Here is an 11,587-nt window from a genome sequence, read left to right on the forward strand (position 1 = left end):
TATGTCAGAACGTTACCGCAACTCCGAAACACTACTGGAACGCGCGCTGAAAACCATTCCGCTCGGTTCCCAAACTTTCAGCAAGAGTAAAACCCAATACCCGTACGGGGTGTCGCCGTATTTCATCCAGCGCGGGCGCGGCAGCCACGTTTGGGATGTCGACGGCAACGAGTACGTCGATTTCATTAACAGCCTGGCCGCGGTTACGCTGGGTTACAACGATCCTGACGTCACCGAAGCCGTCAAGGCGCAGTTGGAAGACGGTGTGATATTCAGCTTGTCCCATCCGATCGAAATGCAGGTCGCCGAAAAAATCTGCGAATTGGTGCCGTGTGCGGAACGAGTCAGATTCGGCAAAAACGGTTCCGATGCTACGGCCGGTGCCATTCGTTTGGCGCGCGCGCATACCGGCCGCGACCATGTCGCGGTTTGCGGCTACCATGGCTGGCAGGATTGGTATATCGGTTCGACCTTGCGCAACCGGGGCGTGCCACAAGCCACCCGCGATTTGACGCATACCTTCACGTATAACGACATCACCTCGCTGGACAGTGTGTTCAAGCAGTGGCCGGACCGGATCGCTGCGGTGATTCTGGAACCGATGAATGTGGTCGAGCCGCAGGACGGGTTTCTGGAGAATGTCAAAGAATTAACCCACAAACACGGCGCGGTGTTGGTTTTCGACGAAACCATTACCGGCTTTCGTTACGCCAATGGCGGTGCGCAGGAATATTTCGGCGTGACGCCGGATTTGGCAACCTTCGGCAAAGGTTTGGCCAACGGTTATCCGGTATCTGCCGTCGCCGGGCGCGCGGACTTGATGCAATTGATGGAAGAAGTGTTCTTCTCGTTTACCTTCGGTGGCGAAACCTTGTCCTTGGCGGCCGCATTAGCGACGATGCAGAAATTGCAGCGCGAACCGGTCGTAGCGACGATGCGGCTGCAAGGCGAAAAAATCATCCAGCGCCTGCATGCAGCGATAGCCGCACATGGCGCCGAGCATTTTCTTAGCGTCTCCGGCCATCCGGCCTGGAGCTTTTTGTTGATCAAGGATGCCGAGCCGTACACGTCCTGGCAATTGAAAACCCTGTTCATGCAAGAGATGCTGGAACGCGGCATTCTGGCCTTCGGCACTCACAATATGAGCTATAGCCATCACGACAGCGATCTGGATCAATTGTTTGCCGCTTACGATGCGGTGCTTCCGCTGCTGGTTGCGGTGGTCAAGGAGCGCTCCTTGGAGAAAATGCTGCGTTGTCAGGCGCTGGAACCGCTGTTCAAGGTCAGATGAGCCTAAAAGTCGCGATTCGCGCCGACGCCTCGGTGCAGATGGGCAGCGGCCATGTGATGCGTTGCCTGACTCTGGCCGATGCATTGCGCGAGCGCGGTGCCGAGGTGGCATTCATCAGCCGCGAACATCCGGGCAATCTGTTTTCGCTGATCGAGGCTTCCGGCCATCTGTTATTGCGGTTGCCGGAATCGACGTCCGCTCCCGATACCCGGCTTGCCCATGCCGCGTGGTTGGGAACAACGCAAACCGAGGATGCCCAACAAACCGCTGCGGCTTTACGGCAGTTTGGCGATCCCGATTGGCTGATCGTCGACCATTACGCGATCGACGCGGAATGGGAGGCAATATTGCGGCCGATGGTCGGGCGCATCATGGTGATCGACGATTTGGCGGACCGGCGGCACGATTGTGAACTGTTGCTTGATCAAAACTTTTATATCAGTCCTGAGCAGCGTTATCGCAGTTGGGTTCCTCAATCTTGCGATTTGTTGTTTGGTCCGGAATATGCTTTGTTGCGTCCAGAATTTCTGGTGGCAGCCAATTTCTCACGAGCGCGCGATGGCCGAATTCGGCGCATATTGGTTTTCTTCGGGGGCAGCGATCCGACCGGTGAAACCGTAAAAGCGCTACAAGCCTTTGATTTGCTCGGTTGGACTGAGACGGAGATCGATGTCGTCGTGGGTAAAACCAACCCGCGCAACCCGCTGATTGAAGCACTTTGCGATAAATACGCGAATATTCATTTTCATTGCCAAACCTCGGATATGGCCCATTTGTGCGCGACAGCTGATATTGCAATTGGTGCAGGGGGGAGTGCAAATTGGGAGCGTTTTAAATTGGGTTTGCCGACAATGATTGTATTGACTGCCGACAATCAGTGCGAAACTATGCAGGCGCTGGCGGCGGCCGGTTACATTCGCTTGCTTGGGAAAGCGGATGAAATTGGACCGGAAAGAATTGCGGAAGCACTGACACAGATTTCGCAATGCCCGACACAATTGCTGGAAATGGGTGAAAAGTGTTTTGGTTTAATGAATGGTTACAAAGGGGCGCAATATGTTGCGCGAATATTGGATCGAAAGCAGACTGAGATAGAGTGAAGATTGTGGCAGCGCAGGTTAAGCAAAACAAGCACGGATATTACGAATTAGTAGACAAGCCGACTCAGGCAGACCTTCAAGCTTACTATGCGGAAAAGTATTACCAAGCAGCCGCAGGTAGTTACGAGGTGACTTATTCTGAAAGTGAAATTACCTACTTTAATAATAAAATCGCGCAGAAATTTCTCGCTGCTCAAAGTCATCTGGTATTTCCGGTCAATAGAGCCGCAAAGTTTCTGGACGTCGGTGCCGGGGAAGGTTGGGCACTGAAGTTTTTTGCGGATTCTGGTTGGGATTGTATCGGCTTGGATTACAGCGATTTTGGTTGTGCGGCTCACAATCCGGGGATTTTAGAGTATCTGGTAGCGGGAGATATTTACCAAAGTTTACGCGGTCTAATTTCAGATCAACGACGTTTCGATCTAATTCTGCTCGATAACGTATTGGAACATGTTTTGGAACCTTCGGCGTTACTGGTAGAACTGCGTGACTTACTTGAGCCAAATGGCGTTTTAATGATTGAGGTGCCAAACGATTTCTCGATTCTGCAAGCACATCTCATGGAGTTTGGTCACATCGATCAGCCATTCTGGGTGGTCTCGCCAGACCATATTTCATATTTTGGCCCCGATAGTTTGGCCTCGCTAGTAAAGTCGGCTGGGTTGGATGTCAAAATGTTGATGACCGATTTCCCAATCGATTTGGCCTTGGCGAATCCGTTAACCAATTACGTCAGAGACCGTTCAGTCGGAAAGGCATGTCATAAGGCTCGCGTCGAGATCGAAAATTTGTTGCACGCAATTTCCCCGGAAAAGACAAATACGCTTTATCAGGCTTTGGCCGATTTGGGACTGGGGCGCGAGGTGATTGCAATTTGCTCAAAAGCTGTTCAGTAAAAAGGGCGTTATTAGCCGCTGGGTACGAATGAAGTCAGTTGTCGTAATTTCCGGAGCCACTAGCGGCTTGGGAAACGAGTTATTGAGAACGTTGTTGTCGAATCATATCCCGACCATAGCAATTGGTCGGCGTATTGACAGGTTGGCCCAACAATTCGGTGCCGATATTCAAAACCTGGTAGCACTTGAAGCAGACTTAGCCAAATCGACAGATCTGCAATGGCTGCGGAATTTGGAGATGTGCCTTGAAACAAAGGAATTTCGGCAAATCGTCTTGTTGAGCAATGCGGGAGATATCAATCCAATCGGTCTGGTCGGCGAAAATGCGGCAGACGAAATGGAAAAGTCCTTGAATGTCAATTTGCTGGCACCGATGCTTTTAGCCAGCACCTGTGTCCGGCTTGCAAAAGCGTTATGCGCGGAATTGCTAGTACTTAATATTTCGTCGGGTGCGGCACATAAGCCGATACCTGGCTGGTCAGCATATTGCTCCGCCAAAGCAGGAGCTCGGATGTTTTTTGACACTCTTGCGTCGGAATACCCGGAGACCGTGGTCGTTCGACATATCGACCCTGGCGTTTTGGATACCGCAATGCAACGACAAATTCGTGAATCTCCTCCAGCGCGGTTTCCAGCCGTTCAAGATTTTATTGCCTTAAAATCGGATGGACGGTTAAAGCCGCCGTCCCTAGTCGCAGCTGAAATCGTAGCGTCGATTTTGTCCGGGATGCCGAAGTGAAAATCGGCCTTTTAGGCGATATACACGGCAACTCGTTGGCGCTTGAGGCTGTGTTGGCAAGTGCCAAAGCGAAGAATGTCGAGATTTTGTGTCTAACCGGCGATTTCGTTGGCTACTATTACAGCCCCGATCGCGTACTCGATATGTTAACGGAGTGGAGTACGTTTGCGGTGGCGGGCAATCACGAACACATGCTGTTTGAGTCGCTCGAAAGTGCAGAGCGGCGCGATGAGTACCTTTCGAAGTATGGTAGCGGATTAATTAGCGCTGCATGCCGACTGTCGCCAAGTCAACTGGAATGGCTCCGGAAACTGCCCGCCAAACTGGAGCTTGATATTTCCGGTCAGCGTATTTTGTTGGCTCATGGTGCGCCCTGGGATACCGATTGCTACCTTTATCCGGATGCCCCGGAGCCTCACTGGACCAGAGCTGCCGAAGGAAACTTCGATCTGGTTGTGTTAGGGCATACGCACTACAGATTTCAGCGGAAAATCGGCCGTAGTTTGATTGTCAACCCGGGGTCGGTAGGTCAGCCTAGAGATCGGATACCCGGCGCCGCTTGGGCTGTTTTCGATACCGACACGATGGTCTGTGAGCATTACTCCGAATCTTATGATGTTTCAACAGTGATACAACAGGCTCGAGTCAACGATCCCAATAAAAAATATCTGCAAGAGGTTTTGGTTCGGAGATGACAAACATACTGATAACTGGAATTGGTGGTGATATCGCCCAGGCTGCCGCGTCGATTGTCAAGCAAACGCATCCTGATTGGCGATTGGTTGGCGTAGATATGGATAGCCGGCACGGCGGTCGTCTATTCGTCGATCATTTTGAGATTATGCCGCCAGCCAATTCCGATAGTTTCATTCGCCGGCTAGAGGAACTGGTAGAACGATACAATATCGATTTCTGTTTGCCTATGTCCGAAGCGGAACTGAGCGTTTTGGCAAGAAATGGCATCGAGTCCATCGGACGCGCCCAATTGCTTTGGGCGGGTAAAAAGGCGATCGAGGTTTGTTGTGATAAATTGGAAACAGCGCAATTTGTGAGATCATTGGGGATTGCAGTTCCCTGGACTCTGCCGGCTTCTGCGGATGTCAATCCTTTGTCATTCCCCTGCCTATTCAAATTACGCAATAGCGCCGGGTCGAAAGCGGTGTTTATCTGCAACACCATTGAAGAGGTCCATTTTTTCCGAGCACGGTATCCGTCTGCTGTGGTTCAGGAATACCTACCTGATGCGGATCAGGAAATCACCTGCGCGGTATACCGCTCCAAGTCGGGCGTTACGCAAGTGCTGCAGATGAGGCGCCGTTTGGTTGGTGGTTTTACCGGATGGGCCGAAATAGTCGAACATTCGGCGGTTACTGAGCAATGCGTAACGATTGCGGAGGCCTTGGATCTTTTGGGACCGATAAACATACAGCTGAGGATGACCCCGGATGGGCCGAGAATTTTTGAAATCAATCCACGGCTATCGTCAACTATCTTGATGCGGCATTTAGTGGGGTTTACTGATTTGTTATGGATGGTAAACGAAGCGCTAGGCCTGCCAATCATTCAACCAAAGGAGTCGGTTGGCACCGTTTTGGTCAGAACGCAAGGCGCAGCGGTCGTTCCGTCTTAATTTAGGTAGGGATTACACCATGAGTATTAAACTAGCCGACATCGAGATCGGACAAAGTCACAAGCCGTTCATTATTGCCGAAATGTCCGGCAACCATAACCAGTCGCTCGAGCGCGCATTGCAGATCGTCGAAGCGGCGGCGCGTTCCGGTGCGCACGCGCTGAAGATCCAAACCTACACGGCCAATACCATGACGTTGGATTTGGATCAGGGCGAGTTTTTTATTTCGGACGACAAGTCGTTATGGCAGGGTACGTCACTCTATAAACTTTATCAGCAAGCTCACACGCCTTGGGAATGGCATAAGCCCATCTTCGACCGTTGCCGTGAATTGGGTATGATCGGTTTTTCGACACCATTCGATTCGACCTCGGTCGATTTTTTGGAGACGTTGGATGTACCTTGCTACAAAATCGCCTCGTTCGAAAATATCGATCTGCCGTTGATACGCAAAGTGGCCGCCACTGGCAAGCCGATGATCGTTTCCACCGGCATGGCCAGCGTAGCCGAACTGGACGATACGGTGCGCGCCGCGCGCGCAGCCGGCTGCAACGACATCGTGTTGTTGAAATGCACCAGTTCCTATCCCGCCACGCCGAAGAACACCAACATCCGCACCATTCCGCACCTGCGTGAATTGTTCGGCTGCGAAGTGGGTTTGTCCGACCATACCATGGGTACCGGCGTCGCCGTGGCCAGCGTGGCGTTGGGAGCCAGTGTCATCGAAAAGCACTTTACCCTGTGCCGCGCCGACGGCGGCGTCGATAGTGCATTTTCGCTGGAGCCCGCAGAAATGGCGGCATTGGTGGTCGAAACCGAGCGCGCCTGGCAAGCCTTGGGCGAAATCAGCTACGGCGTAACCGACGCCGAAAAAAAATCGCTGCAATTTCGGCGTTCTATTTACATCGCCCGCGACGTCGTGGCCGGCGAAGTTTTGACCAGCGAGAATTTGCGCTGCGTCAGGCCCGGTCTGGGATTGCCGCCCAAGTACTACGAAACCTTGCTGGGGCGCAAGGTCAACCGCGATGTGAAAATGGGTACGCCGATGTCCTGGGATTTGCTCGGCTGAGTAATGGCGGAAATCGAACAACCTTGGTTGGATCGTTTACCTTTCGATCTCGATGAAGTTTTGGCGGCGGCGAATTTGCCGGCCCGGCCGTATTCAGAAAATCCAGGCAATTGGTGTAACGCGGCCGTGCGTGCCGAATATCTGCCGGTGGCCTATAGCAGGGCCATGATCGACTACCAGTTGGCATATTGGCGCGGCGGCGGACAACCGCTATTCGACCTATCCCTCGTGCTTTACCAGGACAAGCATCCCTGCGGTATCTGGCCGTTGAGCTTTGTCGTCGCCGATGGCGTGCGTCTCGGTAGCAACGGCGATGCGCTGTTGCCGCCGCTGTTCGTTGCCGGGCTGACGCCAAACGTCAGAAAAAAGCTGTTGCAAAGTTGCCTGGATTTCGTCGATACGCTGGCGAGGAAATTTGATATCGGCCAATGGCAGTCGCTGGCTGCATTCGAAAATCAGTCCAGTGTCAGCGAATGGCAACACTTGGCTTTGTGCCGCGGTGCCACCGTTGCCTGCAGCTACGAATTGTTTATCGATTTACATCGTTCCGTTGCCGAGATTAAGTCCGGCTTTCGCAAGAGTTACCGGCCGTTGGTGTCGTTGGGTGCCAAACTGTGGCAGATTGCGGTTCTTGACGGCCGCGACGATCGGGTCTGGGACGAATTCAAAAATCTGCATCGCGAGGTCGCCGGCAGGGTGACGCGCAGCGACGACAGTTGGCGCTTGCAGCACGCAGCCGTCGCGTCCGGCGACGCGTTTCTGGTGTACCTGCGCGACGGCGCGCAACGCATGGTCGGCGGCGGTTTTTTTCAGGTGACCCGCGACGAAGCCGTATACGCGGTGGCTGCCTACGATAGGGCGCTATTCGACAAGCCTTTGGGGCATGCCGTGCAATACCGGGCCATAGAAGAAATGAAAAGCCGCGGCGTCCGTTGGTACAAAATCGGCGCCCGGCCCTATCCCGGCGATCAGCCGCCGCCCAGCGACAAGGAGCTGCGGATTGCCGAATTCAAACAGGGTTTTGCTTCACATATTTTTCCGTGCTTTCGCTTGACCGCCAGCCTATGCCATTGATTTCTGAGTCCTGGAACCTGTCCTGCGAACAAACAGCCGTCTATCGTCTTTCCGTATGCACTCGATAACATTCAGCCCATTCCCTGCCAAAAACAGCGGCCGCAGATTTTCGAGCCGGCAAGGAGCTTGTTGATGGCAAATGTTTCCATTGGCATCGTCTCTTATAACCGGCCGGAGTTGCTGAAACGGGCCATCGAATCGGCGACCTCGCAAACCTACCGCGACGTGGAAATTGTCATTAGCGACAATGGCAGCACCGATCCGCTGGTCAGGCAAATTATCGAAGAATTTGCCGCTAACGACCCACGCATCAAGTGCCTGTTCCATCCGGTCAACCAAGGGGCGTTTTTTAATTTCCGGGCGGCCTTGAATGCCGCCACCGGCCGCTATTTCATCTGGCTGGCCGACGACGATTATTGGTGCGCGGAGTATTTGGAACATATAGTGGCCACAGCCGAACAAAGCGGGGCGGCTTTGACCTATGGCCGTTGCGAGATAGTCGATGTCGACTTAGCTGGCGATGACCGACTGGTGAAGGAAATGAAAACGGCATTGGGCAGACTGGCCGCGATGACCAATTTCGTTCGTCTCGACACCGACGCCGTGTTTTACGGCCTGTTTCCTACCGCATTGGGCCGGAAATTGGCCGGGTTGTTGCGCTTTTGGCGGATACCGCCGAAGCTGGCCGTGGCTTGGCCGTTTCTTGAATATAATTTCGTCAGTTACGCCTTTATTTTCGGCCTGTTGAGCTCGGGCGGATATTGCAACGCCAGTAGCGAAAATACCGTACATTTCGTCGGCGGCCGATCGCCTTTTCCGCATTCGCCAAGTTTGGGTTGGCGCCATCTGCTGCTGTTTCTAATGTACGTCTCGGTTCACCTGCAAATGGCGAGCCGGTTTGCCTATGCCGCGTATGCGGCCGCCAGTTGGCCGGGTGTGATGTTCTCGCCGGTTGCGGTGGGTTATTTGTTTTGCCGCCGGCTCGGCATGATTTTGAGTCAAAGATTAAACACACTGAGAAAGGTCTGAAATGAGCGTAAAAACCAAATTCAAGGATTGGCTGTATACAAACTATCCGGGGTCGAAGCAAAAAGTGGAAAACTTTTTTGCCGATGCACCACTGTTGCGGAGATTGTTGCGCGTCGGCTTTACCCCGACTTTTCAGGGTTGGGGTATGTCGACCTTTACCCATACGCCGTGGGGCAGTGCGACCGATCTGGGCGACATAGAACAGGCTTTCAACGAAACCTGCGGCCAGTTAACCGAACTGGTTAAAAACGACGGATTCAAACTGACCCAATTCAAGCCGGCCGAACGGTTGAGCATGTTGAATTCGTTGATGTGGCGGCATTACATCGTCTTCTGGAGCGCCACTTTTGCCGCCAAATACGCGCCGCGCGGGACGCATAATTTTGTCGAATGCGGAGTTTGCGACGGTCTGACTTCATTTTTTGCATTGAGTGCCGCATCCGGCTGCGGTAACGATTGGGGCGCTTATTTGTACGATGCTTGGGAGGCGATGCGCGGGGATTTGCTGTTGGATAGCGAGAAAGCCAATCAGGGGGAATACGGCTACCTGAATGTCGATGTGACTCGGGCCAATCTGGCCAAGTTTGGCGATAGGGTTCGCTTCAACAAGGGTTATATCCCCGAATCGTTTGCCCAATCGGAAAATCCCGAGGCGATTGTGTGGATACATATCGATTTGAATTCCGCGACGCCGACCATTGCCGCGCTCGACTTTTTTTGGCCGCGCATGGTTTCGGGCGGGGTGGTGTTGTTCGACGATTATGCATGGGCCGGTTACGAGGACACCCGCAATTTAATCCTGCAATGGTTGAAAGGCAAGGAAGGCACGCTGCTGCCGTTGCCTACCGGGCAAGCGTTGATCTTTAAACGCTGATCGCGGAAGCGAGCCGATGGGCTGTCGTTTTAAGGAGCAAAAATGCGCTTTTTGATGCTGGTTTTCAGAATCATTCCGGAAGATTGGCATCGGCGGTTTTTTGGCCTGGTTGCGTTGTATCTGTTGTTGGGCGTGTTCGAGATGCTTGGCGTAGCCTCGATCATGCCGTTCGTCGCCTTGTTGTCCGATCCTGCGGCACTGACCAAATCCTCGACCGGCCAGTTGTTCGCGCTGGTCAGTCCCGTACCGTTGGAGCAGATACCGGTACACGTGGTGGGTCTGGTCGTACTGTTTTTGTTCGTGTTCGGCAATCTGCTCGGCCTAGCGTCGATGTGGTTGTCGATCCGGTTTTCGGCGCAGTTGGGTGTCAGATTGGCCGGCGAATTATCGCTGAGCTTTTTCGCCAGGGGCTTGCCGTTTTTGCGGTCGCAGAACCCGACGATTCATGCCAATTACGTGGTCAGAGAAATCGATAGAGCGGTGTCGGGCGGCATCCTGCAATTGTGCCTGATCGTAAGTAAAACCTTTCAGGTTGCCTTGGTCGTTGTGCTGCTGGCTTTGGTCTCGCTGTTGTTTTCCGCGGTTTTCGGGTTAGCGGCCATCATCATGTACTCGTTGTTCTTTCGCGTGTTGCGAAAGAAAATGGCCGGAGCCGGCGAGGCGATTTTGCACGCTACCGGAAATGCCACCCGCGCGGCCACCGATCTGTTCGCTTCCGCTAAGGAGGTGTTGGTACGCGGCAATCTGAACTACTTTGTTGACGGCGTTTGCGGTTGGTTGGATGAGTACCATCATGCTGATCAGGTTTCCAGGGTTTATCCGATGGTCCCCAAATACCTGATAGAACTGCTGGCATTTTCGATGTTGCTGTCCTTGCCGATCTACCGTTCCTGGAGCGGCGGCGAATACCGTTCGCTGGTACCGTTCATCGCCTTGTTCGCTTACGCCGGCTACCGTCTGCTGCCGAATTTGCAGCAGGTTTACGCCAGTCTGAGTATTCTGAAATTCAATGCCGCTGCGGTCGAATATCTCGGCCAATGTCTGGCGGAAGCCAGGGCGCGGACGGCGGGTGTCACCAGGATAGAGCACTTCGGCCGGAGCATCGTCTTCGAAAATGTGGCCTATACCTATCCGGGCAGCGATAGCCCGGCGCTTGCCGGCGTGTCGTTGCAAATCGCTGTTGGCGAAAAGGTGGCGATTGTCGGTGTTTCCGGGAGCGGCAAAACCACCATGCTCGATTTGATCCTGGGTTTGGTGCCGGCTGCAAGCGGAACGATTGCGATCGACGGGATCGAACTTGCCGATCAACGATTGTCATGGGCGACCGAATTGGTCGGCTACGCGCCGCAAGCGCCGCTGATCTTGGGTGCCTCGGTTGCCGAGAATATCGCGTTCGGCATTCCGGCCGATGCCATCGATCTACGGCGCTGCCGCGAGGTCGCCGATTTTGCATTAGCCGGCGACGTGGTCGGCAATTTGCCGCGCGGTATGGCTACGGTCCTGGGCGGAGACGGCGTGGCGCTTTCCGGCGGCGAAGCCCAGCGTATATCGATCGCCCGCGCCTTGTACCACGACCCGCAAATCGTTGTGCTCGACGAGCCGTCCAGCGCCTTGGACCCGGTATTGTCGGCCCGCCTGTTCGAAAAATTGTGCGCGACCGATTTTCAGAAAACGGTAGTCGCGGTGACTCATAACTGGGACGTTCTGCCTGGGTTCGACAAGATTGTCTTGATGGACGCCGGCCGCTTGGCCGCGATCGGCAGCTATGCCGAGGTGGCGCCGCTGGTCGAGGAACTGCGCAAGCGCGAGCCGGCCGAAGGTTGACCGACCTGGGAATCCACAAATTTCGCAGGTGAAAGCCGGCGGCCTATCGTGTATCATCCAC

General features: G+C 53.9%; 11 protein-coding genes. All 11 read left to right on the forward strand.

Translation table 11 applies throughout. The features are described from left to right. Position 1 precedes the first annotated feature (1 nt). Complete coding sequence (locus PL263_RS01065; RefSeq protein ID WP_278211288.1) at positions 2-1,291, forward strand: aminotransferase class III-fold pyridoxal phosphate-dependent enzyme; 1,290 nt, start codon at positions 2-4, stop codon at positions 1,289-1,291. Beyond that, positions 1,255-2,391: a UDP-2,4-diacetamido-2,4,6-trideoxy-beta-L-altropyranose hydrolase gene (gene pseG / locus PL263_RS01070; RefSeq protein WP_278211289.1), complete on the forward strand. Its 1,137-nt coding sequence runs from the start codon at positions 1,255-1,257 to the stop codon at positions 2,389-2,391. The genes PL263_RS01065 and pseG overlap by 37 nt, the downstream gene beginning before the upstream one ends. Further along, a complete protein-coding gene (locus tag PL263_RS01075) occupies positions 2,388-3,287 on the forward strand; it encodes a class I SAM-dependent methyltransferase (protein ID WP_278211290.1) in 900 nt (299 codons plus the stop codon). The genes pseG and PL263_RS01075 overlap by 4 nt, the downstream gene beginning before the upstream one ends. Then, positions 3,259-4,026 carry an SDR family NAD(P)-dependent oxidoreductase gene (locus PL263_RS01080; protein ID WP_278211291.1) on the forward strand — a complete coding sequence of 256 codons (768 nt, stop codon included), beginning with the start codon at positions 3,259-3,261 and terminating at the stop codon, positions 4,024-4,026. Before PL263_RS01075 ends, PL263_RS01080 begins: the two co-directional genes overlap by 29 nt. After that, complete coding sequence (locus PL263_RS01085) at positions 4,023-4,721, forward strand: metallophosphoesterase family protein (protein WP_278211292.1); 699 nt, start codon at positions 4,023-4,025, stop codon at positions 4,719-4,721. The genes PL263_RS01080 and PL263_RS01085 overlap by 4 nt, the downstream gene beginning before the upstream one ends. Beyond that, entirely contained in the window at positions 4,718-5,656 is a 939-nt protein-coding gene (locus tag PL263_RS01090) for an ATP-grasp domain-containing protein (RefSeq protein ID WP_278211293.1), read from the forward strand. Before PL263_RS01085 ends, PL263_RS01090 begins: the two co-directional genes overlap by 4 nt. 19 nt (positions 5,657-5,675) lie before the next feature. Beyond that, positions 5,676-6,725: a pseudaminic acid synthase gene (gene pseI / locus PL263_RS01095; protein ID WP_278211294.1), complete on the forward strand. Its 1,050-nt coding sequence runs from the start codon at positions 5,676-5,678 to the stop codon at positions 6,723-6,725. 3 nt (positions 6,726-6,728) lie between these two features. Next, positions 6,729-7,799: a FemAB family protein gene (locus PL263_RS01100; RefSeq protein WP_278211295.1), complete on the forward strand. Its 1,071-nt coding sequence runs from the start codon at positions 6,729-6,731 to the stop codon at positions 7,797-7,799. 132 nt (positions 7,800-7,931) lie between these two features. After that, entirely contained in the window at positions 7,932-8,828 is an 897-nt protein-coding gene (locus PL263_RS01105) for a glycosyltransferase family 2 protein (RefSeq protein WP_278211296.1), read from the forward strand. Between the two features lies 1 nt (position 8,829). Further along, on the forward strand, positions 8,830-9,702 hold the full coding sequence (locus PL263_RS01110; RefSeq protein WP_140911364.1) for a class I SAM-dependent methyltransferase: 873 nt from the start codon (positions 8,830-8,832) through the stop codon (positions 9,700-9,702). Positions 9,703-9,744: 42 nt separating this feature from the next. Further along, complete coding sequence (locus PL263_RS01115) at positions 9,745-11,526, forward strand: ABC transporter ATP-binding protein (RefSeq protein ID WP_278211297.1); 1,782 nt, start codon at positions 9,745-9,747, stop codon at positions 11,524-11,526. Positions 11,527-11,587: the final 61 nt, after the last annotated feature.

The organism is Methylomonas sp. EFPC3 (assembly GCF_029643245.1).
In the GTDB taxonomy this organism is placed as follows: Bacteria; Pseudomonadota; Gammaproteobacteria; order Methylococcales; family Methylomonadaceae; genus Methylomonas; species Methylomonas koyamae_B.